This is a genomic window from Oscillatoria sp. HE19RPO, assembly GCF_024220515.1.
Classification (GTDB): domain Bacteria; phylum Cyanobacteriota; class Cyanobacteriia; order Cyanobacteriales; family Laspinemataceae; genus Laspinema.
In genome coordinates this window covers 1-23,601 of the sequence record NZ_JAMXOT010000051.1, presented here as the reverse complement: position 1 = coordinate 23,601, position 23,601 = coordinate 1, and the positions used below count along the sequence as shown (strand labels likewise).

Here is a 23,601-nt window from a genome sequence, read left to right as displayed (position 1 = left end):
CCCTACATTGTGGGGTTGCTGGGAAAACAGGCTTAAATCCTATCCCGTCAAAAATCCAACCCCCCAAACGGGTCATCTTCTAAATCATCAGCAGGATTGGGACTCTCTACAACTCCCCCCATTTCCTCCTCAGAGCTCGGGTTTTGAACATCCCAGGTATGGCTAAATTCTGCCTCAATTGCCTGAGCCCTAGCCTTTGCCTCCGGGTCATCCGGGAGGCTGATTAATTTCCCATTAAAATGGTTGCTAAATCGTTGAGCAGCCCGCATGACCTCATCATCATCCGTCTCCTCACCTCGGGGAATATCCCGTCTTCCCGTCGCCCCAACGGACACCGGAGGGCGATTTTCTGGCCCGTTACCCGTTTCAATTCGGGGATTTTGAGGGGGGGATTGAGGCGGTGAATTTTCGGGATTTACGGGGCTTTGTGGGGTGGAGTTGGCCTGTCCATTGCCCATCGGAGTCGGCGGTGGCTCCATCCTTGCGGAGGGGGGTTCTGAATGACTCGGGGCGATCGCAGCCGAAGCCGGAGGCGGTCCCTCCCCAGATACCTGAATCACCACTTTAACTCGCAGATTAAACGCCTTAAAAAAGGCAGCTTCCATATCCGATACTTTGCTCTGAGCCATCTTAAACAGGTTCGCCGAGCGAATCGCAATCTGAGCTTGGTTGTTACTAAACGCAATCAGCCGTCCATGTTGCTGCAACAGCGCTTTGCTTCCCAGAGACAGGTATTCCATCAAAGTTTGCCAGGTTTGTTCCAGGTTGCCACTCGGTTCTACACCGGCTGGTTGCGGGTTACCAGACCCCTGAATCGGTGCCGATGGTGGGGGAGAGGCTTGGCGATTCTCCTGGGGAGAGGCTTGGCGATTCTCCTGGGGAGAGGCAGCGCCAACGGAACTCCCCTGGTTCATCCCCTGTACTGGGGGAGACTGAGGGACATTCTCAGCAGAGGAAGGACGTGCAGAGGTTCTCCCTGGTGATGCCGCATTCCCACCCCCTCGACTGGATGTTTCTTGCCGTCCCTGAGTCGGTGTAATTAATGCCGAGGGTAATAATCCCAACAGAGTCACCTCTAACCATAAACGCGGCTGAGTGGTATTTTTAATTTGCGCCTCGCTGCTGCGTAAATGTTGTTGTCCGGCTAAAATAGTCGGCATTTCCCAGTCTTGAGCCACAGCACATAACTGTTGCCAAGTTGGAGGGGTAACGGCAACTAAATCGGGACGATTGGGGGCGGTGTTAGCAATTAATAAATCCCGATAAAACCCGGCTAAATTTTGTAAAACAATCAGGGGTTCTCGACCCCGATTCATCAATTCTCGGGCTTTATCCAGGACTTGTTCTGGATTATCGGCAGCGATCGCCTCTAACAACTGAATCAAATCTCGCTCCGGGACCGACCCCACCAAATCCCAAACCCGCTCTACGGTAACCTGTTCTTCCAATAACGAAAGCTGATCCAGGAGACTTTCTGCATCCCTCAATCCCCCCTGAGCAATTTGAGCTACGGTCAAAACCGCTTCATCGCTGATATTAATGGTTTCATTGCCCGCAATATGCTTCAAATGCTGAACCATTGAAGCTACAGGAATCCGGCGAAAATCAAATCGTTGACAGCGAGAAATAATCGTCGGTAAAACTCGTTGGGGGTCCGTTGTGGCTAAGACAAAGACCACGCGATCGGGTGGTTCTTCTAAAGTCTTGAGCAACGAATTAAAAGCAGCCGTACTCAACATATGGCAATTATGAACTAACAGTCCATTTGCCACAAAGTTATGATGAGTTTCTACTTCAATATCGTAAACTTGACGCGGATCTGCCATTGCAACAGATTCGACCTTCTCCAAACTTGTAATCCATTCATGGGATTGAATAGGGAATGTAGAGGCGATTCGCGAATCGCCTCTACATTTAGGAATCCCTCGGAAAATATGCGTCAATCCTGTTTCGGGTAGTATCTGCGTTTTCCCCGCACCTACTGCAACTAATTGCCTAGATAGATTCAAGCTGGGCGAGGGTAGTTTGGCTTTACTCTCGCTGTTGACGGTTTTCTGGCTCACTGAAGGCGCAAGAATGTTCATTCCCGGTTTCACTTTCCCGGCAGCTATCCAGCCGTTTTCCGTCCGAATCAGATGGTTGGCGGTGCATCGGATTTCTCGATTACCTGTTTTAATAATCAGTGTTTGTCGTTCCCCCCGTTCTAGCCAGCGGAGGACTTTTTTCCATTCCCAGTTCCCGTTCGATTCGTTATAACTGAGAACCTGTTGGTTTTGCAGAGAAGGGTCATCAATTCTCATCAACCCCTCAGCAGTTTGCACCAGGGTATCACCCGTTAAACATTCATCAATAATGTAAACTTTTTGGCGACATTGTACGGGGGCAAATTGCGCGCGTTCGATGAGTTCACGGATGTTATCAACTCCGGTATTGCTGGCGGCGTCAATCTCAATGGTGTCTAATGAGGTTCCTCTGGCAATGGTGCGACAGACTTCGCATTCACCGCAGGGGGTCTCGGTGGGACCGTTGGAGTTGAGGCAGTTGAGGGATTTGGCGAGAATCCGGGCGCTGGACGTTTTGCCGGTGCCTCGGGGTCCGGTAAATAAATAGGCGGGTGCGATTCTGTTTTGGCGAATCGCATTGGTTAGGGTGGTGGCGATCGCCTCTTGTCCCACCAAATCCGCAAAGGTTTGGGGGCGATATTTGTGATGTAGCGGTTCGTATGGCATGGATGGCGCGAAAACTTGTTGATTACCTGTTAAACTTTTGCTGTAGGATTCCTGACTAAGCTCTCCAGAATCCCCTTCAATTGGGGGGTCAAAAATTTTTGTACTACTCTGATTCTTTTTTCCCTTGGCATAAGCCTTCGCTAGTCTGTCAGCCCGCTCATTTTCTGGATGTCCAGCATGAGCTTTGATATGCTCCCAAGTGACGTGATTTCCCGTAAGTTTTTCCAATTCCTCCCACAATTCTTGATTGGCTACAGGTTTTTTATCTCCAGTTTTCCATCCTCTTTTTTTCCAACCGGGTAACCATTCAGTTATGCCTTTAAGGAGGTAGTCACTATCTGTTTGGATATGCACTGGTTCAGTAGTCGATAGGTGGCGCAGTCCTTCGATAGCTGCCATTAATTCCATTCGATTAGAGGTAGTCTGAGAATCGTGACCCCCAATTTCTTCTACTGTACCGTCACGAATAATAATTGCAGCCCAGCCCCCAGGCCCTGGATTACCAATACATGAGCCATCAGTAACAATACGAATCATAGGATTTTAGACTTTCTGGGATATCTATGAACAAGAATAGGGGGGAAGCGAACAGACTTTTTTAGACACTACAAAAGCAAGCAGGAGGGTTGTCAGGGTTACCAGATCCGGTTGGTAAAAGTCGATTTTCTGTATTAGCCCGCGCAGGCGGGCTTCGTCCGTATAGCCCCAGGCTTCAGCCTGCGGGTTTTTGCAGACCTTTGACAACCGGATTCCGTATCAAGGGTCCCTCTTTCTGCTGGTTTCCCTCGGTTGTGAAAAATTTGCCTTTTTTGACCGGAAGAAAAAGGCTCCCAATCTGCAATTTTAAAGGGAAAAGCGCCAATCCCCATTCTAAAATAGAATAGCACCGGCCTATTCCCTTCCTAACCCTATAGATAGATATCGGTGGCAGAAGAGGCGGTTTAGGATTGGGCTGGAGCGCCTCCCCATTGACCCGGGATAGGCTCTGGCCAGGTCGCAGGCAGGTTTGATGAGAGTGAAGGCAACACGCTGCCAGCATCGGAAAAATGCAGCGATGGGGTGGGACTGGGAATAGAAAAGAAATCCGTAGGGACAGAGGGATAAATTTATCAATGATGCAGTTCATGCAACGGGTTGGGAAAACTTTGGGCCGAATCTGGCAGCAGCTTATCCGCTTGTGGAAACAGTGGTTTCGCCGATCGCCTCCTCAATCTTTCCCGAAAAAGCCGGAAAACCGAGTTCGCTTCCAGACGCTCACGGGTCCTCGTCACCAACCCACCAAACCTCTCTCTGCGGCAGAGTACGAATTTCTCTTTTCTGAATTACTTGATGGGGTGCATCGGGGCTGGAGTCAAGCTCAGGTTACCCAATTTCTGGAGAAAATAGGACCAGACTCTACAGTTAATCTCAAGGATGCGGAGATTGAGAGTTCTGATGCTTATGTACTCTGGTTACGGCAATTTGGCACTCGTCTGCTGAATTCCCCAGTCCCCAATCAAGAATTAGCAAGGCGGATGGTGCAGTTAGGAGCGTTAAACTGTGGCAAACTCTCGACAGTGGCGGGAGAAATTGGTCAAAAGTTGCTCGATCGCGAAGCAAATACTCCATCCCCAGCTACCCCCGCCTCGGAATTTACCCTAGAACACTATTTACAACTGGGACAGATTCATCTCGATCGCCGTCAATATCCCTCGGCGTTAACCACGTTTGAGCAAGCGGCAACCCATTCCCCCAATCACCCAGAAGTCTTGTATGGACTCGGGTTGGTTTGTCACCGCATGGGACTGTATCAAGAGGCAGTCGGCCATTTAACCGAGGCATTAGCTCAAAAACCCGAGTTTGTGGCGGCCCTGACTCAGCGGGGGTTAGCCTATAAAGCTGTGGATGATTTAGCAGCAGCGACGGCGGATTTTGAGTCGGCGGTGGGGATGAAACCGAATACGCCGGAGGAATCTTGTGCCCGAGGGAAGGCCCTGATGCAGTTAAAGCAACCGGAGGAGGCGATCGCCGCTTATGAAGAAGCCCTGACAATCCATAGAGAATCCCATCGAGGGTGGTATGACTGGGGCAATGTTTTTTATGATTTGCAGCGGTATGAAGAGGCGATCGCTGCCTATGATAAAGCCCTGGACTTGCAACCGGACTATGCTGCCGCTTGGTTTAATCGGGGGGCCGCTTTGGGGAATCTGCATCGGTATGGCGAGGCGATCGCCGCCTTTGAGAAACTCTTGGAAATCCAGTCTCATGATTATCATGGCTGGTTGTGCCTGGGTCAAACCCTGGAAAGGTTACATCGGATTCCCGAGGCGATCGCCGCTTATGAACGGGCCCTGCAACTGCGACCCGATGACCCCACTGCTTGGAGATATCGGAATGCTGCAATGCTAGACATGAAAAAAAGCTAGGACGGCGACTGGCCTAACCTAGCTTGTCCCGGGATAACAGGGACCTATTATTTAACCGGACATCCCGGATCGGGGCAATGCAAGGGCCGCACCCATCACCGGACGAATTACGGTCCTCCCGAGGGAGGATGGGGAGGATGGGGAGGATGGGGAGGATGGGGAGGATGGGGAGGAATGACTGAAGTCGTTACTAAGAAAATAAGAGGATAACGCCTGAAGGCGTTACTACGAAAATCTCCCCCATCTCCCCCATCTCCCCCATCTCCCCCATCTCCCCCATCTCCCCCATCTCCCCTCCTCCCGATTCAACCCGTACCCTGGTTCTTGTTTTCATGGGAATGGACGTGATCTGGAGGAGAATTCGGTATGCCGTGACCTTCAAGAGCATACTGTTGCCAGAGTAGAGCGAAATCATGAGCTTGTCCCTGGAATTCCGGATGAACCTGATACATTCGTCTGGGTCTTCCCCGGCCTTCAACCTTTTTCCAGTAACCCTTAATGACTCTTTCATTTTCTAAAAATTTCAGAGCGCTGTAGAGTACCGTATCCGAAAGTCGATAGGCTGGATATTCCCGCTCTAATTGCTGAATCAGTTCTGTGCCATAAGAGTCACCCGTCAATAACACTGAGAGAACATAACAGACGGTTAGTTCTTTATTCAGATAGATCGGCGGAGGGTTTTGAAAAAAGTCATAGATCTCTTCAAAATTCATTTGAGTTACCCGCTGAATACCCCTTAAAATACCAATTGATACAGGAATTGACGCACTGAAAGATTGACGTTTCGTAGCTTGACCGCTCTCTTGAGTGGTGAAAAATCTACAGTTCAAAGTCAACTCAAAGTCAACCCAGATACCGTCCCGAGCGTCGGGAAGATTGAAGATTTGTTATTTTGTTCCCTTCGGTATAGATGCGTTGCTGGATGAAACTGCCAAAGAAGCCAGTTAGTCGGCACAGAGTGAATGAGAATTCATCCTTTTTTAATTGCCTGAACTAGAATCGGAGTACCAGAAGAAAGTTGCTCCAAATTTTCAGATAATTTGTATTGCAGAAAGTTTTAAATAACTTCCTATAATACCGGAACAAAAGGATCGTAACCTCGTCTGATTGCCGCCATCTGGTTCAAGCGAGTTTCAGAGAGAGTTCAGCCAGGAAAATTACCAGCTAACTCGCAAAACATCCGCTCTCAATTTTTTTTATACAGACTCTTACTGAGGGAATCAGCGAAAGTCAGCACCCAAATAAAATAAATACAACTTCTGAGGACTTGAACGTTAGAACCAAACTTGTTAAAAATTATCTCTAACGGCAAGCCAGCCCTGATTTATTAGTAGTAATTTGCACCCCTGTTAATACCCAGATAGACCGAGGGATGGATCATCAACCCCTGCGATCGTTCGGGTTAGTCTGTGGTTCAGTCGGCGGAATTGACTCAGGCAGAAGATGGCTTGATTTTCTCAAACCTGAGCGCACCCTTCCTCTTTCCTAGGCCGACTGGAGCAATCAATCCACAGCTCAATCAGAACCTGTTGAAGTCTTAAATCTGCTTCAGCTGTAGGATTGTGACTCGGGGTCGGTGATACCGCACCCCCGTTGAAAGCCTGTAGACAAGCTTGTAGTCATGAACCCTGCGGGCATTTTACCCCGATTTTTCTTTGAAAATCTGGGTAGTCAACCGGGACTGGGTTAACCCGGTTACCGGCGATCGCCATCTTCTCCCACGGATCAAGTCAAGTTCCCCTGAAACTTGGCCTGAGTTGCACCCCAATTTCCAGCACGGATCATCAGATAGTGCTCAGACAAATCGCTAAAAAAACCCAGATGCTCAGAATTTACCCAAACCAATGGGCCGATCGCCTGCCGAAAAGATGCATTCTTTATGGGCTGACGCGCATCGGTGTTTTTTTGTTCTCTATTTTTCTTTACAAGTTAATTTAAAATAAACAGGGCAAATACAGCAATTGCACCTCAATATCACCGGCCAACGGCAATCCGGAGGTGCGGTGCTCTATGATTGAGCAAGAGTCATCAATCTCAACGCTCCAAAACGGTAACTGCGTTCTGCGTATGTCAAATCAAACAGACTTTAAAGCACTTCCACCCCCCGTCCAGCGCGTCATCCCTGCCTTACGCAGAATCGGCTGGATCAGTTTTTGGACACAGTTAGTTCTCGCCGTTGTTGCCGGACTGATTTTCTTATTTGCAATTTTGATTGAATCTCCGGGACCCCGCGAAGCAGCCAGAACCAGTAATGTCAGCATCGCGCCGGGTATCTTTTTTGCAGTTCTGGGACTGGCTGCCCTCGGACTGAGTATCTATTGGGCTTATCGCTATACTCGTCTATCTCAACAGCTTAGTTCTGCAAATTCTAAGCTGCGCCCTGGTCGAGTGAAGACGGTGCAAATCGTGCGTCGGGGTTTAATGGTCAATTTAGCCGGGATGTCCTTTACCCTAATTGCCGCCGAAGCGATTGGCGGTATCCTCCTAGCCAAGGCCCTCCAGTACCAAGGCGGTGGTTCCCTGGTGACGGCGTTGCGCCCCCAAGATTTTATTCAAGCCTTGGATATTTTTGTGGTTTTGGCCAATACCCATACCATTGTGGCCCACTTTATCGGGCTTGTCACGGGACTCTGGTTACTCAACTGGATCGATGTTAATACCCAGAAGGAACCCTGAAACCCTCGTCCAAGGGGTGGGATGGGGTCGAGGTTTCCTGAGACGGGGTTACCACTCTAGGGCTTCGGGTGGGGCTATCTCAAAGACGGCACAGGCGATCGCCTGTGAGGTAATCCCCGGTGTTTGCATCGGCAGCACCCCTTGACGAGAATCCCTCGCGGGGGCAGTTAAAGTTGGGTCTGGTTCTGGCACGATTGTGGGAGCAGATTGCCCATTCATCCACCCGAGTCCCCCGATCGCCCCAGCCATGAGAGCGGTGTAGCCGACATACAGATGCAGGGGACTGACGTTCAAGTCTAGGTTAAAGTCCTGATGGTGCCAGGACGGGATGGGTGCATTCTGTTTCGGGGGAACAGGTAAAAAATTCGCCAGTCTCGCTCCGTCTAAGTCTAAGATATCCCCAATTTTATGAATAAAACTCCGCACATAAACATCTTCGGGCAACTGGGATAGATAGCCGTTCTCGATCGCTTCAATATGACGGCAAGGAACCAGGGTCTGTTTATGCAATTCCAGAATCGATAACCCGCGATCGCAGCGTGCCGCTTGGAGTTCTTGCCCAATTTGAGTCAGGCGATCGGCCCATTGTTGTTGCTGGGCAATGATTTGGGCTTGCTGTTGAGCTTGTAACTGTTTTTTGTGCCGGTGAAAGGGGTTGATTGTAGCGGGTAACGACAAGGAAGAGGGTGTCTTCCGGGCGATCGCGGCGGGCTCTGAATCGCCAAGGGATGGGGAATGGCTTTCCGGTGTTCGGATGTCCTCTAATGCCTGGGACTCTTGGCGATCGCCGGACCTCTGAGATAAGTCTAGGTCATCCACGATCGACTCAGACTCATTTAGGGGTTCTGAATCGTCCTGAACCGGGGAAATCCATTGCTTAAGCGTCAGCCAAATCGCTTTTTTAGCCACCGCTTGTAGCAGCATAGAGGAACCATCAGCCGACTCACCGAGTCTCTGTTTAAGGAATCCCAATGCGGTGCGATAAACTTTTGTCCGATACAGTTCCGACTCAATTTGAGTGAGGATAGCGGTCAGTTCCTCTGGAGGAAGTGTGGCCTGGGAGAGGGTTTCAAGTGCCATGATACTCGTTAAATCCGGGGACGGCAGTGATGAGTCACTGAAATGACAGAACAGTTAACCCGCAATCCTGTCTTGGCCCAAAATGTTGAGTTGAGTCCAAAGTTAGACTCAAGTCTGGCTAGACCGGGATTTAGGGAGAACCTTTATCTGAGTATCTTCATTCCGGGGATTTGTACCCCTTCCGGATGGAACGCTCCCTCCAAGGGTGACAATCAGCACATGGAAAGAGCGACTGCCGCAAGGGATTCCTCCTCCCGGGTCCCGTTCTCGCCATCCAACGTTTCTCCTCAAGAATGGCCCGTTTCGGCTTGATCCCAGGATGATGACTGACCCCCAATCTGCCCAACCCGCACCGGGGCGATCGCCAAGAGTCCCACTCCACAAAATAGAAATCGGATCGGCTCGCTCCCGTGATATTCTGGTTTTGCCCTAGGATTTGCTCTTCCTGGGTTTAGGGCAATCAAAAAACCTGTACGCCTCGACCGAAATGCGGGAAGGGCGTTTTCCGGTTTTCTGATTCCGTTTTGCTCCTCGCTACTGCTCTTTATCTTCCTATTATCTGTCATGTCCCGATCGGAATCATCAAAAGAGAATGGGCAATCCCACACTTCATCCACAATTTTGACGGATGAGTCCGGGCGATCGCTATCTTGTTACATCGAACATTCGGTAGAAGTAAACGACAATACTTACGTTTTACTCACTCCCATTGATACGCCGGTGGAAATTTTCGCATGGCAAGCTGAGGATGAGGATGATGAACCCATTCCGATTAGTGAGGAGGAAGTAGATACTATTTTTGATACGGCTAAAGCGGTTCTCGAAGAACAAAACCTCACCCTCAAACGCAGCGCTATTACTCTGACGGTTAGTGGCGATCTTCCGGAATTTACGGAAGAGGAAATCAGTGATGATGAGCTAGGTGAAGCGGCAGAATATGAGGAACTTCAGTGGTTAGCCAGTTTTTATCATGAAGAAGCCGAGTATGCCATCTACTCTCCTTTAGACCCCGTCTTCATTTTGGCGCGCCTCAATGAAGACGGAAACCCTGAGTTACTTTCCGATGAGGAGTTACAGGAACTCGAACCGATGATGTCTACTTTAGAAGGCATGATCGAAGAACGGTTGTTTGAAGAACTCGAATAAGGACGAAACAAAGATTGTCCTCAGTCTGACTCAGCAACCCCAAGAGATGTGGGACTCGAATCAATATTGAAGCCCGATCGGTCCCATTTCAAAAAAATTTTTAGCGGGCTCAGCAGCTTGAACTAATGGAACATCAGGGTGGATCGGCGATCGCATCGGATCTTCTCAACTCGGATTTGACTCAGACTCAGAGTCGTCGCCCGCTTGACTCTTGCTGGACCCAACAAAGGCGACTCCAACTTTTAGGGAATCAGGTGCTTCGATGCACAAAGCAAAAGATCCCTGGCTGTGGAGAGTACCCTCTAGCTCTATGAGTGGTCTAAGCTCTAGGAGAACATAAAACCGAATTCACCGTCGGATGTGGAGTCTATCAATTCACAGATTAAAGACTACCCTGGAATAGATAAATGCCGCGATGAAGATCCCAAGATCCCTTCGGGGTGATGGCGGGCGATCGCTTCTCCATCCGGGCAAGATCCCCCACGATCTTCGCGGCATCCCATCATGGTTGTTACAGATCACCAGAAGATGAAAGCAGCGAGTCAACGAAAAACAAATTGGTTGTTATATGTGGCGCTTATCCTGTGCGCTGCGATCGGAATCAGTGCATGGCAAGGTTGGCGGTGGTGGCTATCGGCTAGTGCACCCGTATCCGAATCTTTACCTCGGGATTCTGTCGTCCCAGACAATCGGCTGGAAGTCGTAAAAATTGACCCCGGGGAACCTGGACAACTCATCGGCATTAAACTCGAAGAACAGGGTTTAATTCGGTCCGCCAATGCTTGGAATATGTGGACTCGGTGGTTAATTCGCCAAAACCCAGATGGAGGTTACAAGGCGGGAACCTACCAACTCTCTCCCGATGAGCCGATGCAGGCGATCGCCCAAAAAATTTGGAATGGGGAAGTCATGCAGCTGAGTTTCACCGTTCCCGAAGGGTGGAATTTGCGGCAAATGGCTGCACATTTCGAGTCTCAAGGTTTTTTTACCGCTGAAGAATTTCTCGCCGCCACTCAGGAAATTCCCTGGGCTGAATATCCCTGGCTTCCTAAAGATATCCCCCATTTAGAAGGCTTTTTATACCCGGATACTTACAAGCTGCGCGCGGATAATATCACTCCGCAAGCAATTATTCAACCCATGCTGAATCGGTTTGAACAGGTGGCTCTCCCAGTCTATCAAAACCCTCAAAATCAAACCAATCTCAGTCTCAAAGAATGGGTCACCTTAGCGAGTATTGTGGAAAAAGAGTCCGTGGTGGCATCGGAACGCCATCGCATTGCCGGTGTCTTTACCAACCGCCTCAAACAGGGGATGACTCTGGGTGCTGATCCGACGGTGGAATATGGATTAAATATCCGACAAACGGAAGATCAACCCTTAACCCTGGCCCAGGTGAACACCCCTAACCCTTACAATACTTATCTGAATGCAGGTTTACCCCCGACCCCGATCGCTGCTCCTGGAGTTGCCAGTTTAGAAGCCACTTTAGCCCCAGAAGAGACGGAATATCTCTATTTTGTGGCCCTCTATGATGGCACCCATATTTTTAGTCGCACCTTAGCTGAACATGAAGCGGCTCAAGATGCCATCTGGGATGAGCGGGACCCGACGTTACGGTAATGATATTCCCCCAGTAGCCCTTCGCACAAGCTCCTGGGGGGATTTCTGAGAATTGAGGGCGATCGCCGTGGGCTATGCCACCTTAATATGTCAAAATCATTCTGCGGGGAATGCCGTTTCTAAAACGCATCCTGGTGAACCCGGCGATCGCGCTGTCAAACCAAATTATTGGGTCACGGCAGGTTCTAGGGCGGTGGTTAGTGTTAGTCAGCGAAGGTCAATTACTATGTCTTGGGGAAAACTTTTAGAGCCCGATTTATTTTTAGGGGACTCAATTTTAAGCCTGACACCAGAAATCGTTAAAGAATATGACCTCAAGGGTCTGGTTTTGGATGTGGATGAAACCCTCGTCCCCCTTCGAGAAATTCAAGTGTCTGAGTATCTCCGGCAGTGGGTTGAACAAATTCGCCCGGTTGCTACCTTGTGGTTGGTTAGCAATAATATCAGTGAAGCTCGCATCGGTGGGATTGCTCGCTCTTTAAATCTGCCCTATATTACAGGTGCAGCCAAACCCTCGCGGCGCAAGTTACGACAGGCGGTGACGGGGATGAATCTGCCGGTGGAAAAGGTGGCAATGGTGGGCGATCGCCTCTTTACCGATGTCCTCGCTGGTAACCGCTTGGGAATGTTTACCATTTTGGTAGAACCGATGGTGGAACCCGGGGAAATCATGCAAACCAAGCATCCGGTGCGATCGCTGGAAGTCTGGTTATCTCAAATCCTCGGCGCTTCCCTCGCTCAGAAGAAGTAATAGGTCATTGAGCTGGAACACCCCTTTAAAAAACCCTATAGAGCGCTGCATCTTTGCATCTTAAAATATTGAGGCTGACACCAAATTATCAAGCGGCATCAAGATGAGTTTATAGGGGGTAGCCTTGAGCAAGGCCCTCCCGATCATTCAGTTTTATAAAAACCAAGCGCCTGCCTTCACCGAAATCAAGGCGGGCGCTTTACAATTGGATCCGGTCATCCACTGGTAACCCGGACTTCATCCCCAACGATCGCGCTTTTTTTATGAACCTGCAAACCCTAGTCGTCAAAATTGGCACCTCTAGTCTCACCCAGGAGAGCACTGGCAACCTGGCGATCGCCACCATTGCCGCCCTGATTGAAACCCTCAGCGCCCTCCGTCACCAAGGGCACCGCGTCATCTTAGTCTCCTCCGGTGCCGTGGGGGTCGGCTGTGCTCGTCTGGGATTAAAAGAGCGTCCCCGGACGATCGCCCTCAAACAAGCGGTGGCTGCAGTCGGTCAGGGCCGTTTAATGCGGGTTTATGATGACCTGTTTACCACCCTGCAACAGCCGATCGCCCAAGTCCTCCTCACACGCAGCGATTTAGTCCAACGCAGTCGCTACGTCAACGCTTACAACACCTTTCAAGAATTACTCCGCCTCGGGGTCATCCCGATTGTCAACGAAAATGATACAGTAGCCACCGAAGAACTCAAATTCGGCGACAATGATACCCTCTCGGCAATGGTTGCCAGCTTAGTCGAAGCGGAATGGCTGTTTCTGATGACCGATGTCGATCGCCTCTACTCCGCAGACCCCCGCAGCCATCCCGACGCCCAACCGATTACCCTGGTTCAACATCTCGATGAGTTGCGGCAGTTACAGGTGGAAACCGGAGGCAGTGGCAGCAATTGGGGGACTGGGGGAATGATGACTAAAATTGAGGCGGCCCGCATTGCCACAGGTGCCGGAGTCCGCACGGTGATTACCTCGTCTCAATCCCCGCGTAACTTGGAGAAGATTTTGCAGGGGGAGGCGATCGGCACCCATTTTGCACCGCAAAAGAGCACGAGTAACGCCCGCAAGCGCTGGCTGGCTAATGCGGTGATTCCCTCGGGTAAACTTTATTTAGATGAAGGGGCAGTGCGGGCTATCTGTCAAGGGGGAAAGTCTCTCCTCGCCGCAGGTATCCTGGAGGTGTTCGGAGAATTTGAGGCGGCGGATGCGGTGCAACTGTGCGATCGCTCGGGTCGGGAAATTGCTCGGGGACTGGTTAACTATAGCAGTGACGAACTCGATCGCATTCGCGGACGAAAGTCTGATGAAATTCCCGAAATTTTAGGTTATATTGTTGCCGACACGGTAATCCACCGGGATAACTTAGTTTTAAGCGGTTCCAGTAGCGATGCCGCCGAGTTGAACAACACCGACCCCCTGCACTGAAAGCGGCTTGACTGTTGCTTGAGGACGCCGGTCCCCTCAAGAGAAGACCACCGGGTTTTTTACAAAATCCTTGCCATGTAACCCCCAATCCCAGTCAAAAACCCGGTTTCTGATCTCTTGTAGGTCGTTACACTAAAAATACTTCTACAACACGGAAGAACATAGACGATGAACCCCGATAACGTTATGGAATTTTTACAAACCGGATTTCGAGTTGGGGTAGGCGCGACGGCTTCCCTACTCGAAAGCATTCAAGACGCCCAAAAACGAGAAGAAAATCTGGCGGATTTAAAACTAGATGCCAAGGATTTGACCAAAAAATGGGCTGAAAAAGGAGAACTGACCGAACGGGAAGCCCGCAATTTTGTGGATACCCTGATCGATCATCAGCGATCGCCCGGGGAACCCCCATCCTCTGCCACTCCCTCTGCGCCAAGTTCTGAGCCTCCGTCATCCCCGCCTACTTCGGCAACTAATCCGGAAGTCTACCAAGATTTACAAGACTTAACCGCTCAAATTGCAGCGTTGCGGTCTGAGTTAGAAAATTTACAGCAGAAAGATTCGTAACGTTAAGCTCTGGGTGCGAGAACGCCGGTATGGTCTTTAAGCCTAGGGACCAAAACCCGGTTTTTGTGACAGCCAACTGCTGATTCGTAACACAGTTGATCCAGAAACCCTGTTGTCTTCCCGATACTGTCCCGGCGCTCTCGGTTCCCAGAGGGGCGTCCAGCTCAAATACTTAGCACAAGTAGGAACCCGGTACAGTGTTAGATCTGTAGAGTCAGACACTGGGTTCCTGGCCCTTTTTTTGGCCTTCATTGGCCTAAAATTTTGTGAATAAACCGGGTTTGTCTTCCCTCTACTGTAACCCTAGACTAGACGTCAGGGGATGAGGTGAGGGAATGTCCGGGAAAAATTTTTCAGTCTTGCTTGGGGCTGTTGAGTGTCCGGTTAAAACCAGAAGGGGAATTCGTGGCCTGGGGTTTTCCGTATAACGACCTCCGGAGGAGGCCAGAAGGCGATCGCACAACCACCGGAATTTCAGCGTAAACCACTTCTGGTTTAGATCGGGATATGCCCTGTCAATAAAAAGTCAAATTGATTTAACTTGTTATTGACAGGAGTCCTCTTGTTTGATATGATGTACCATTTTTTATTTAATCGTTGTCCCAGTCTTCGCGACCCATGAGATCCACAATGCGATCGCGCAGTAAGAAATCGTATTTTTCTAATTCAGATTCAACCACGGCCCATTCCCGCGCTGGGATGTATTGGCAGAGGGTATAGATCGGTTGTTGTCGGCCCACAAAGCCATTTTTGACCAAGGTTCGAGCTTCTTCTTTGATAAACTCGATGGAATATTGAACGGTAGATGTAGATGGAGCCATCTTTAAAACCTCGCTAGATAGATTCTTTAATCAACGGTATATCTGTGACCACCCCCCAGCTAGGTGAATAATTCATAATAGCTCGTTGAAGACGGGAGACTACTGGGCTGTCTCTCGGGTATTTGTTACATTCTATACAGCAGCATTGTTATTGTCGCGCTAATTGACTCCTACTTATCTTAATAAAATATGAAGAATTATGCACCTTCAGGTAGATAAATTTTTTCGATGTACTTTCCCGGGCCGTTTCGGAATGATTAATGATTGCATTATTTCAGTCTAAAGTAGAGTAGGGAGATGCCCAAGTTTATACAGGGGGATAGTTGTAGGGATATTTGTGGAAGCAACTTTATATAAACTTCAGCAGATTAGCTGCTTCTCTAGCCGGTCCCGATCCGAAATCCGATTTTCAAAGTCTATAAAAACCGACGCCCTCAAGGGTGCGGGTTTTCAAAGGTCTATCAAAACCGGACTCCGGATCACCCGGAGATTAACCGGATAGGGATCACCGCTTTCTAGGAATAAACTAGATTAGATCCGATGGAAATCCGATGCCGGTAGCGCCGGTAACTGTAGCAATAGAAAGCAATACAAGCTTTTTACTCCCGGTGCAGATTTCATCTGTCGCCTTAGTAGAACGGATTGGGTTGGGTGGGGGTGGGAGTCAGTCCGAATACAGTTTCCAGGGCGATCGCCTGGGCGGCCCCCATTTGACCATAAGAAAACACAAACGGAATCGATGGAGGCAACAGGGCCTTAAATTCGTCCAAAACGTAGGGACTCCCGTAAATCACCACCGCCTGCAATTGTCCCGTTTCTAATAATTGAGTCAGCCATTCCCGGGCAAGGCGGGTCACCTGGGCGGGTCCCCCAAACGGATTACCCCGGATAAAGACTTGCAGTAAAGTTTTGACCGTTCCCATTGCCTTCAAGTCTTGCCCTCGGCAGGGTGTAGAACAATCCACGCCCTGAAATTGATAGCCTTGAGACTTCGGCATGACGATCGCCGGGGCTTGTTTATTCAGAAACGCACTATTAACCAGAGAGTCAGTTACCAATAAATTATTCCTATACTCCCCGGATTCCGGTGGAGGGACGGATAAAGGCAAAGACCCCCCCATTTGCTGAGACTCCCGCAAAATCTGTTCTACACAGTTGATCGCCCCAGGAGTAGACAAATTAATCAGTTGGGCGGTGGGGGAAGTCGGAGGATTGACCACTGTCGAAGGAGAGAAGAGTTTTTGTTTCGCCTTCCAAATGCGGGTTACGGATTGGAGAATGCGATCGCGGGATATGCGACCGGATTTGACCGCATCACAGAGGGCAGTAATCGCCTCGGCTGGGTCCACAGGCATCAATAAAATATCCGCCCCAGCTTCTAAGGCTAAAATTGGGGCTTCATTTGGACCATACCGTTTAGCGATCGCCCCCATCACCAAAGCATCAGTAACAATTAACCCCTCAAACCCGAACCGTTGGCGTAACTGTCCCGTTAAAATCTTTGAGGAAAGAGTCGCCGGATATTCCGAGTCCCAGGCTTCAATACAGAGGTGAGCACTCATCACCGCATCGACTCCAGCGGCGATCGCCCGTTGAAATGGCGGAAGTTCCACCGACTCTAGTCGTTCTAGAGAATGGCGCAACACCGGCAACTCGATATGAGAATCCACACTGGTATCCCCATGTCCGGGAAAATGCTTGGCACAGGTGAGGACTGGATATTTCTGTGCACCGCGCATAAACGCTAGGGCTAACTCACTGGCAGTTTCAGAATTTTCCCCAAAGGCACGGACATTAATCACCGGATTTTCGGGATTGTTATTCACATCCACCACCGGGGCGAGGACCCAATTAATCCCGACGGCGAGGGCTTCCTGGGCGGTATAGGCTCCCATTGCTGTGGCATAACCCTGAGCTTTCGAGGGTTCTGTTGCAGCAATCTTGGCGATCGCCATGGGCGGGGGAAACCAAGTTGCACCAGCAAATCGCTGTCCGACACCTTCCTCGATATCGGCAGCGATCACCAGGGGATATTTCGCCCAGGATTGCAACTGCTGCGATCGCAACATCAAATCACCCGCACTGCCTCCCACCAAAATCACGCCCCCCACGCCCTGTTCCTGCACCAGCTTCTGCAACTGTGCTGCTGGGGGTTCCCAATCAGGATATTCGATTTGGTGGTCAAACAGATGTCCAGATGCTCGCACGACGAACAACTGCGCCACCTGTTCTTCTAACGATAAGGTTTCGAGATCCGGCAGTGCCGGGATCAGATCCGACATATCCACAGATTTAACCCTCAGTTTCTGAAATTTCGCTCTCGTTTAAATCCACATCTTCCTCATCCCCCTCGGGATGATGCTGTTTGCGTTCTTCACTGATTTGATTGAGCAGTGTTAGGATGCGCGTCCCGCGTTCAATGGATCGGTCTTCTAAAAATATCACCTCTGGAGTCCGACGCAATCGCACGCGGTGACCGAGTTCCCTGCGGATATATCCAGTGGCTGCTTGTAACCCTTCCATTGTTTCGGCCCGCGCTTCGTCACTGCCATAGATACTGACGAAAATCTTGGCGTGTTGGAGGTCACCGGAGACATTAACATCGGTGACGCTCACCATTCCCGCACCCACTCGGTCATCTTTAATGTCGCCGATTAACATTAAACTGACTTCGCGCTTAATCAAGGACGCGACACGCTCTACTCGACGATCGGTAGCCATAATATTGATTCCCTTGTTTGCATGGTACTCATCTGTTTAGGTGGCATTTGAATGCATCCACCTGTTTGTAGTGTAGAGTTTTAATCCGTGCTACCGCTACAACAGCAAACCGCGTCACCGCCGACACCCTTCACCCACTCATTCCTCGTGACTTGGCTTAGGCCACGTCAGGAGGACCCCACCCTAACCCTCTTACAAAGGTACATTTTTTACGTTCAGGGTGATTTACCTAAGAGTAAGGGGACTTCCTTCCGGTCCCCTCCCCTTGCCAAGGGGAGGGTTAGGGTGGGGTCCACCCAGTTCGCAAAAAACCCACTTTTGATACCCGAATTGGCGATGAAACCCTCATTAGGTAAAGGATTAAACCTCTTTCCTCTAATCTAGGGTAAAGAGGACCCCACCCAACCCTCCCCTTGCCAAGGGGAGGGCTAAGAGAACCCAAAACTTGTTGAAAAATTTACCGCCTAAAAAACCTACCCTTGTAAGACCCTAACCCTCCCCTTGCGAAGGGGAGGGGACTGGAGGTGTACTTAAATTTGAGGCAAAATCTGGGTCAAAAACCCGGTTTCCGATCCCTGGGATCTAAACAAAACTGTCCCGATGCTCTAGCTTACGGCCAATCCCAACATCCCTCGTAAGGTCAATCCGACAAAAATTAGGGCAGTCACCACTAAAGTGACTAAGGCGATCGCAGTCACGGGTTTTTGCAACAGGGGTTTAACCCAACCGAACAGGGCAAAGAAGATACCCAGAATGATCGTGACAAAATAGCGCGGGTAGCGAAGGATATTACTCCAAAAGTCATCAAACATAAAAATTCAGATTCTGAACAGGAGCGGCTAAGTCTGTTTGCATTGTACCCCGTAGCATTGTTCCGCGAGTTGCACCAGTTCGGTAAATTTCCAAGTCCCTTGGTCATTGAGATTCACCGCCAGTTCCCGGGGAATGGCATCCAATCCGAGATAGGCCCCGGAAATTGCCCCGGCCATCGCTGCGGTGGTGTCCACGTCACCCCCTACGATAATCGCAGTGCAGATGGTTTCCCAGTAATCCTCGGGGGTTTTCAAGAAGGAATAGAGGCTGTCCTCGTCCGACGATGCGTTCTTCGGTGAAAATTGCTCCAATGCGTTGAGCATAGTCTGCGGGGTCGAATTGGCCACAGGCGATGTAACTTTGGATGAGTTCGCGGGCGAGTTGGGAATCATCGGTGTATTGACCAAAGGGAAAGGGGAAGCGATCGCGGTCTCGAATTCGCTTGGGTTTGAGTTCGTAATTTACATAATTTTGACAAACTTCTTCAGCATAGCCTTCAACACGGCAGCCCACAGCATCACCGAGGCACTGTCCAATCAAACAGCCCTTAAATTGTTCTAAACGGGATACCTTTGGCCTGCTCATTTATATTAGATTAATTTTCTATATAAGCCATTAATTATATCATGTTTTGATGAAAATCAATCATTAACATTTTTCCGGTGGCATCATAAAATAATGTAGCAAAACAGAGTTCTGGATAGACTCTGCCGCGTTTTTGTTTTTGAATTCCGCCCATTGCCACCTGAACCCGATACCCTGTTCCTAAATTAATATCAAAATATTCATTAAAAAAGGCTTTTGTTACAATATCAATTTGCACCCCTTCGGGGATGGCGACACTGATATCTTCATCTTCTAGTTGAACTTTTTTCTGGCCGGAAGCCCGGTATTTTTGCAACATATTATTGACATCTTCAAAGATTTGAGGGTCGGGTAAAATGCGATCTATAGCTTGGATAACATCCTGAGAATCCATCTGGAAAACCTCCTGGAAAATACATGATCGTAAGCAAGGACTCAGTTGAAGCAGCGATCGCGCTTTCGGGAGAAAGGATGGATCTATCTGACTGATTCAACCCGCTGTACTGCCATCTCATTGCAGTGGGCGTATCTATTTTAGACCGAAAGGACTCAAGGTTTTGATACGAATTGAGACAATTCGAGGGCGAAGTCCTTTCTGGAGTGGGTCACTCCCGTTGAAGGAATGGGGGTTCCACACCCATTATGCCAAAATCGGTTTTCACCTGTCGTATCAATGATTACTCCTGGTTTTTCCCGGGGGATCTACCGCAGAATTCTAGTCGCGATCGTGGTATGTTAGGGATTCATGAACTTTTGGAGTTGGGTTGGGATTGAGACAGCCCCAAATTGCGACAGAATTGCCTAGGCAAGGGCGCGGGAGTGATGCAGGAAAGGGGGGGAGGTATCGTTGAGGGGATTCGTTTCCTGGGGTGCGATCGCCCAAACCGGATCACCCCTATTTCCCCTCTCCCAACTCCCGCAAAACAATATCAAGGGCAATCCTTGAGTTCATCAATTGAGTTCGGTTCACCCAAAAGGGAGGACGTTGCTACAAAATTAGTTACACTTTTAGGTATAGATGAACGATCCGACTACATTAACAGTTTTACCGCGCCCTTTTCTGAAATGGGCTGGGGGCAAAACCCAACTGCTTCAACAATATCAACCCCTATTTCCCCCGCAGTTTACAAACTATTACGAGCCATTTTTAGGGGGTGGGGCAGTTTTTTTCTATCTATTTCAAGCGCATTCTTCGGGGTTTCAGGCTGTTTTATCCGATGTCAATGAAGAGTTGATTAATATGTATCGCTGCGTCCAAACTGACGTAGAGGCTTTAATCAAAGAGTTAGAATCTCATCACCGCAAACATAATTCTGAATATTATTATAAAATTAGAGCTCAGAAAAACCAAAAGCCAGTCAAAAAAGCCGCTCGAATTATTTATTTAAACAAAACTTGTTTTAATGGATTGTATCGAGAAAATTCTAAAGGGCAATTTAATGTGCCGATTGGCCGATATAAAAATCCCACCATTTGTAATGCGGAGTTACTGCGGGCGGACTCCCAGGCTTTGCAATCTGTGCAATTAGAAGTTCGGGATTTTTATAAGGTGCTGGAGGAGGCCAAAACTGACCAAGATTTTGTCTATTTTGACCCGCCTTATTATCCTCTGAGTAATACAAGTCAATTTACGTCGTATAGTCGCTATAATTTTGATGAAGAGGACCAATTTCGGTTACGGGATGTGTTTGCGGAACTGGCGAGTCGAGGGGTGAAAGTGATGCTGTCGAATTCGGATTGTCCGTTTATTCGAGAGCTTTATGAGGAGTTTCCAATTCATGAAGTTTCCGCAGCGCGATCGATTAATTCTAAAGGAACTCATCGGGGGAAAATTTCTGAAGTGGTTGTGACTTCCTATTGATTGGGATAGGGGATGAAGTTGGGTTGTTGGGTTGGGATGATGAGGAAACATTGGAGGGGGAACGACTGAAGTCGTTACTACGAACTGGGGGGAATGATTGAACTCTTGGAAGGGGAACGACTGAAGTCGTTACTACGAACTGGGGGGGATGATTGAACTCTTGGAAGGGGAACGACTGAAGTCGTTACTACGAACTGGGGGAAACGACTGAAGTCGTTACTACGAACAGGGGGAAATGATTGAACTCTGGGGGGGGAAACTAAGGAGTGCGAGCATCTTGCTCGCTATTTTATTTACACATCATTTAAGATTGCTAAGGAGTGCGAGCATCTTGCTCGCTATTTTATTTACACATCATTTAGAATTGCGATCGCGCCTCGGTCGAAGGTTCGGTTATTTTGGTCAATGCCGGTGATGTGAAGGCGATCGCTGTAAATTTCAACGGCAGCAAAACTGAGTTGACTCGCCGATCGCGCCGTCCAACTGGAACGTCCCACCCGGCGGGTTTTTGCACCGGCACCACAAGTTAAATAGGTGGTATTCCCGATCGCCCGACTTCGTTCGTAGTTATGATTATGTCCATTAATATAGAGTGCCACCCCATGTTCTAGGAATAAAGGCATCAGTTTCCGACGGAGGAATCGACTGCCTAAATGTAACCCAGAGGTATAGAGGGGATGATGTCCCATGACAATTTTCCACGGTGCATCACTCTGTTGGAGTTGAGTCTCTAACCAAGGTAACTGACTCTGCCAATTGGCATTTCGGTTGGTATCCAGGACAAAAAACTCTACTTGATCTCGGCGCAAACTATAGTAGCGCCCTTGCATATTAAAGCCCGGATATTGGACTTGATCGTTGCCATTATTCGTTCTAATATCATGATTGCCCAGACAGGCATAAAATTTAACCTGGGCATCGAGGAGCGATCGGTAGGGTTGCTCAAAAACGCGCTCTATTTTCTCAATTTCGCCATGATTGTAGATATTATCTCCGGCGAGCAAGACTAAATCAAAAGGATTATGCTCATGGTAACGGGCGATCGCCCGTCCGACTGCATATTGACCCTCATTACCCGCACCCGTATCTGCCACGGCGACAAACCGCAGCAGCAAGGTATCTGGGGATGGTGGTATCAAATCCAACTCAGTCTCTGACCTCTCTTTCGTTAGCCCCCTGAGAGATTTGCCTAGGATAGCAAAGGTTAAGGCACTAAGTCCAGCCAGTAAAAATTCTCGGCGTGTCACGTTCATTGGTTCGGGAATTTGCAAGAATTAGGGGACATTTCAAACAAAATGATAGATTAATCCAAGGATGGCCGCACCTTTACAGTATTCCCTGTTGTCTTTGTCGATCGCCTAGAAAAAGATGTCACAAGATCCGCCAACTCCACCAGAGTCAGACCCTCAAATCCCAACACCGGCAAACTCGTCTCCACCTGTGCCGCCTGCGCCGAAACCTCCGCCATCGGGATTCAAAGCACTGGCGATCGCCACGTTGCGATCGATGATTCAACTGTTAGAAGGGGTCGTCGAGACTCTGGAAGCGGAACCGATTCCCCCATCCGAGACTCCCGCCCAAGTTAGGATAGAGGGTCTTGGGGTAGAACGGCAACCGACGGTTTTATCCCAAATTTTAGCGCCGATTCGCGCCTTGTTGCCGAGAGCACTCAATCAAACCTTGTCCGATTGGGGATTAACTGGGGCGATCGCCTTGATTGTGGTAGTAATTACTTGGACGACAACCAGCGTCCTCTTCCCCAAACCCGCAGAAGTGGCACAAGTTCCCCCTCCTGCCTCATCAGAAGTCTCGGAAATGCCTCCGACGGAGTTCCCCCCGGTTTCCGAGGTTCCCACCCCAGCACCGAAACTCCCTCCAGTTCAGAAAGAACCACCCCCAGTCATCCCCCCGAAAGAGGCACCCAAGCCTAAAAAAGCGCCTCCTGTGGTGGAAACGCCACCCGCTCCTTTAACCCCGGAACAAACCCTCATTGCGGCGATTCAGAGCCAAGTTGCACAAGTAACTGAAGATGCAGATATTCCGATCGCCTCGATTCAAGCCAATTTTGGGGCCTCTGAGTTGCTCGTTCGGATTAGCGATGAGTGGTACAACATCACCGCCTCTCGCCAAGATAAGTTAGCCGAGCAAATCTTCGTGCGGGGGAAAGAATTGGATTTTAGAACGGTGGAAATTGCCGATTCTCAAGGGAATTTGGTAGCTCGCAGTCCCGTGGTTGGGACAAGGATGATTATTGTCAAACGGCAGCAAGAATGAGGGGTTTAGGGAGTTAGCTAAAACTGCAACAAGTCCTTAAATAACCCCTTCAGGGGTAGCCCTGTCAAGGTGTGTAGATTGTAGGGGCGCAATGCTTGCGCCCTCCGGAGGGCGCAAGCATTGCG

The 23,601-nt window shown here is 49.4% G+C and carries 20 protein-coding genes; 9 read left to right on the top strand and 11 right to left on the bottom strand.

All coding sequences use genetic code 11. The annotated features are described in order from the left end of the window. Positions 1 to 47: 47 nt before the first annotated feature. Entirely contained in the window at positions 48 to 3,266 is a 3,219-nt protein-coding gene (dnaX, locus tag NG833_RS30940; RefSeq protein ID WP_254564379.1) for a DNA polymerase III subunit gamma/tau, read from the bottom strand. A 575-nt stretch (positions 3,267 to 3,841) separates the two neighbouring features. Here dnaX and NG833_RS05885 point away from each other — a divergent pair. After that, a complete protein-coding gene (locus NG833_RS05885; RefSeq protein ID WP_254564378.1) occupies positions 3,842 to 5,134 on the top strand; it encodes a tetratricopeptide repeat protein in 1,293 nt (430 codons plus the stop codon). A 305-nt stretch (positions 5,135 to 5,439) separates the two neighbouring features. Here NG833_RS05885 and NG833_RS05880 read toward each other — a convergent pair whose 3' ends face one another. Further along, a complete protein-coding gene (locus tag NG833_RS05880; RefSeq protein ID WP_254564377.1) occupies positions 5,440 to 5,847 on the bottom strand; it encodes a PadR family transcriptional regulator in 408 nt (135 codons plus the stop codon). Positions 5,848 to 7,201: 1,354 nt separating this feature from the next. Here NG833_RS05880 and NG833_RS05875 point away from each other — a divergent pair. Further along, positions 7,202 to 7,810 (top strand): DUF3611 family protein, encoded by a 609-nt coding sequence (locus NG833_RS05875; RefSeq protein ID WP_254564376.1) that lies wholly within the window; start codon positions 7,202 to 7,204, stop codon positions 7,808 to 7,810. Between the two features lie 48 nt (positions 7,811 to 7,858). On the opposite strand, the gene NG833_RS05870 is transcribed toward NG833_RS05875, so the two are convergent. Next, the gene (locus NG833_RS05870) at positions 7,859 to 8,890 is read right to left on the bottom strand and encodes a RodZ family helix-turn-helix domain-containing protein (RefSeq protein WP_254564375.1); all 1,032 of its coding nucleotides are present in this window, start codon (positions 8,888 to 8,890) and stop codon (positions 7,859 to 7,861) included. A 564-nt stretch (positions 8,891 to 9,454) separates the two neighbouring features. On the opposite strand from NG833_RS05870, the gene NG833_RS05865 reads away from it, so the two are divergent. The 5 genes from NG833_RS05865 (at position 9,455) to NG833_RS05845 (ending at position 14,401) form a co-directional block, all read left to right on the top strand. Further along, positions 9,455 to 10,036, top strand: a complete 582-nt coding sequence (locus tag NG833_RS05865; protein ID WP_254564374.1) for a DUF3727 domain-containing protein — start codon at positions 9,455 to 9,457, stop codon at positions 10,034 to 10,036. Positions 10,037 to 10,540: 504 nt separating this feature from the next. Next, positions 10,541 to 11,659 carry an endolytic transglycosylase MltG gene (gene mltG / locus NG833_RS05860; RefSeq protein WP_254564373.1) on the top strand — a complete coding sequence of 373 codons (1,119 nt, stop codon included), beginning with the start codon at positions 10,541 to 10,543 and terminating at the stop codon, positions 11,657 to 11,659. Positions 11,660 to 11,885: 226 nt separating this feature from the next. Next, the gene (locus NG833_RS05855; RefSeq protein ID WP_254564372.1) at positions 11,886 to 12,410 is read left to right on the top strand and encodes a YqeG family HAD IIIA-type phosphatase; all 525 of its coding nucleotides are present in this window, start codon (positions 11,886 to 11,888) and stop codon (positions 12,408 to 12,410) included. Positions 12,411 to 12,673: 263 nt separating this feature from the next. Next, the gene (proB, locus tag NG833_RS05850; protein WP_254564371.1) at positions 12,674 to 13,834 is read left to right on the top strand and encodes a glutamate 5-kinase; all 1,161 of its coding nucleotides are present in this window, start codon (positions 12,674 to 12,676) and stop codon (positions 13,832 to 13,834) included. 168 nt (positions 13,835 to 14,002) lie between these two features. Further along, positions 14,003 to 14,401, top strand: a complete 399-nt coding sequence (locus tag NG833_RS05845) for a hypothetical protein (RefSeq protein ID WP_254564370.1) — start codon at positions 14,003 to 14,005, stop codon at positions 14,399 to 14,401. 590 nt (positions 14,402 to 14,991) lie between these two features. Here NG833_RS05845 and NG833_RS05840 read toward each other — a convergent pair. From NG833_RS05840 to NG833_RS05810, 7 genes are all read right to left on the bottom strand, one after another. Further along, entirely contained in the window at positions 14,992 to 15,222 is a 231-nt protein-coding gene (locus NG833_RS05840) for a DUF4327 family protein (RefSeq protein WP_254564369.1), read from the bottom strand. A gap of 629 nt (positions 15,223 to 15,851) precedes the next feature. Continuing rightward, positions 15,852 to 17,504 (bottom strand): glycoside hydrolase family 3 N-terminal domain-containing protein, encoded by a 1,653-nt coding sequence (locus NG833_RS05835; RefSeq protein WP_254564415.1) that lies wholly within the window; start codon positions 17,502 to 17,504, stop codon positions 15,852 to 15,854. Between the two features lie 10 nt (positions 17,505 to 17,514). After that, positions 17,515 to 17,943 carry a 30S ribosome-binding factor RbfA gene (gene rbfA / locus NG833_RS05830; RefSeq protein WP_254564368.1) on the bottom strand — a complete coding sequence of 143 codons (429 nt, stop codon included), beginning with the start codon at positions 17,941 to 17,943 and terminating at the stop codon, positions 17,515 to 17,517. A gap of 605 nt (positions 17,944 to 18,548) precedes the next feature. Beyond that, the gene (locus NG833_RS05825; protein ID WP_254564367.1) at positions 18,549 to 18,755 is read right to left on the bottom strand and encodes a DUF751 family protein; all 207 of its coding nucleotides are present in this window, start codon (positions 18,753 to 18,755) and stop codon (positions 18,549 to 18,551) included. A 27-nt stretch (positions 18,756 to 18,782) separates the two neighbouring features. Further along, the gene (locus NG833_RS05820) at positions 18,783 to 19,010 is read right to left on the bottom strand and encodes an ADP-ribosylglycohydrolase family protein (RefSeq protein ID WP_254564366.1); all 228 of its coding nucleotides are present in this window, start codon (positions 19,008 to 19,010) and stop codon (positions 18,783 to 18,785) included. Continuing rightward, positions 18,952 to 19,341, bottom strand: coding sequence for an ADP-ribosylglycohydrolase family protein (locus NG833_RS05815; RefSeq protein ID WP_254564365.1), 390 nt, complete (start codon positions 19,339 to 19,341; stop codon positions 18,952 to 18,954). The genes NG833_RS05820 and NG833_RS05815 overlap by 59 nt, the downstream gene beginning before the upstream one ends. Before the next feature lie 34 nt (positions 19,342 to 19,375). Further along, complete coding sequence (locus tag NG833_RS05810) at positions 19,376 to 19,735, bottom strand: hypothetical protein (RefSeq protein ID WP_015150844.1); 360 nt, start codon at positions 19,733 to 19,735, stop codon at positions 19,376 to 19,378. Between the two features lie 624 nt (positions 19,736 to 20,359). Between NG833_RS05810 and NG833_RS05805 the strand changes: the two genes are divergently transcribed. Continuing rightward, positions 20,360 to 21,202, top strand: coding sequence for a DNA adenine methylase (locus NG833_RS05805; RefSeq protein ID WP_254564364.1), 843 nt, complete (start codon positions 20,360 to 20,362; stop codon positions 21,200 to 21,202). Positions 21,203 to 21,549: 347 nt separating this feature from the next. Here NG833_RS05805 and NG833_RS05800 read toward each other — a convergent pair whose 3' ends face one another. Beyond that, positions 21,550 to 22,455 (bottom strand): metallophosphoesterase, encoded by a 906-nt coding sequence (locus NG833_RS05800; protein WP_254564363.1) that lies wholly within the window; start codon positions 22,453 to 22,455, stop codon positions 21,550 to 21,552. A 115-nt stretch (positions 22,456 to 22,570) separates the two neighbouring features. On the opposite strand from NG833_RS05800, the gene NG833_RS05795 reads away from it, so the two are divergent. After that, positions 22,571 to 23,476, top strand: coding sequence for a hypothetical protein (locus NG833_RS05795; RefSeq protein WP_254564362.1), 906 nt, complete (start codon positions 22,571 to 22,573; stop codon positions 23,474 to 23,476). Positions 23,477 to 23,601 lie beyond the last annotated feature (125 nt).

Bases quoted from the DNA above. Each gene is read 5' to 3' on its own strand.
- dnaX (WP_254564379.1), bottom strand. From the start codon at position 3,266: ATGATTCGTATTGTTACTGATGGCTCATGTATTGGTAATCCAGGGCCT.
- NG833_RS05885 (WP_254564378.1), top strand. From the start codon at position 3,842: ATGATGCAGTTCATGCAACGGGTTGGGAAAACTTTGGGCCGAATCTGG.
- NG833_RS05880 (WP_254564377.1), bottom strand. From the start codon at position 5,847: ATGAATTTTGAAGAGATCTATGACTTTTTTCAAAACCCTCCGCCGATC.
- NG833_RS05875 (WP_254564376.1), top strand. From the start codon at position 7,202: ATGTCAAATCAAACAGACTTTAAAGCACTTCCACCCCCCGTCCAGCGC.
- NG833_RS05870 (WP_254564375.1), bottom strand. From the start codon at position 8,890: ATGGCACTTGAAACCCTCTCCCAGGCCACACTTCCTCCAGAGGAACTG.
- NG833_RS05865 (WP_254564374.1), top strand. From the start codon at position 9,455: ATGTCCCGATCGGAATCATCAAAAGAGAATGGGCAATCCCACACTTCA.
- mltG (WP_254564373.1), top strand. From the start codon at position 10,541: ATGGTTGTTACAGATCACCAGAAGATGAAAGCAGCGAGTCAACGAAAA.
- NG833_RS05855 (WP_254564372.1), top strand. From the start codon at position 11,886: ATGTCTTGGGGAAAACTTTTAGAGCCCGATTTATTTTTAGGGGACTCA.
- proB (WP_254564371.1), top strand. From the start codon at position 12,674: ATGAACCTGCAAACCCTAGTCGTCAAAATTGGCACCTCTAGTCTCACC.
- NG833_RS05845 (WP_254564370.1), top strand. From the start codon at position 14,003: ATGAACCCCGATAACGTTATGGAATTTTTACAAACCGGATTTCGAGTT.
- NG833_RS05840 (WP_254564369.1), bottom strand. From the start codon at position 15,222: ATGGCTCCATCTACATCTACCGTTCAATATTCCATCGAGTTTATCAAA.
- NG833_RS05835 (WP_254564415.1), bottom strand. From the start codon at position 17,504: ATGTCGGATCTGATCCCGGCACTGCCGGATCTCGAAACCTTATCGTTA.
- rbfA (WP_254564368.1), bottom strand. From the start codon at position 17,943: ATGGCTACCGATCGTCGAGTAGAGCGTGTCGCGTCCTTGATTAAGCGC.
- NG833_RS05825 (WP_254564367.1), bottom strand. From the start codon at position 18,755: ATGTTTGATGACTTTTGGAGTAATATCCTTCGCTACCCGCGCTATTTT.
- NG833_RS05815 (WP_254564365.1), bottom strand. From the start codon at position 19,341: ATGAGCAGGCCAAAGGTATCCCGTTTAGAACAATTTAAGGGCTGTTTG.
- NG833_RS05810 (WP_015150844.1), bottom strand. From the start codon at position 19,735: ATGGATTCTCAGGATGTTATCCAAGCTATAGATCGCATTTTACCCGAC.
- NG833_RS05805 (WP_254564364.1), top strand. From the start codon at position 20,360: ATGAACGATCCGACTACATTAACAGTTTTACCGCGCCCTTTTCTGAAA.
- NG833_RS05800 (WP_254564363.1), bottom strand. From the start codon at position 22,455: ATGAACGTGACACGCCGAGAATTTTTACTGGCTGGACTTAGTGCCTTA.
- NG833_RS05795 (WP_254564362.1), top strand. From the start codon at position 22,571: ATGTCACAAGATCCGCCAACTCCACCAGAGTCAGACCCTCAAATCCCA.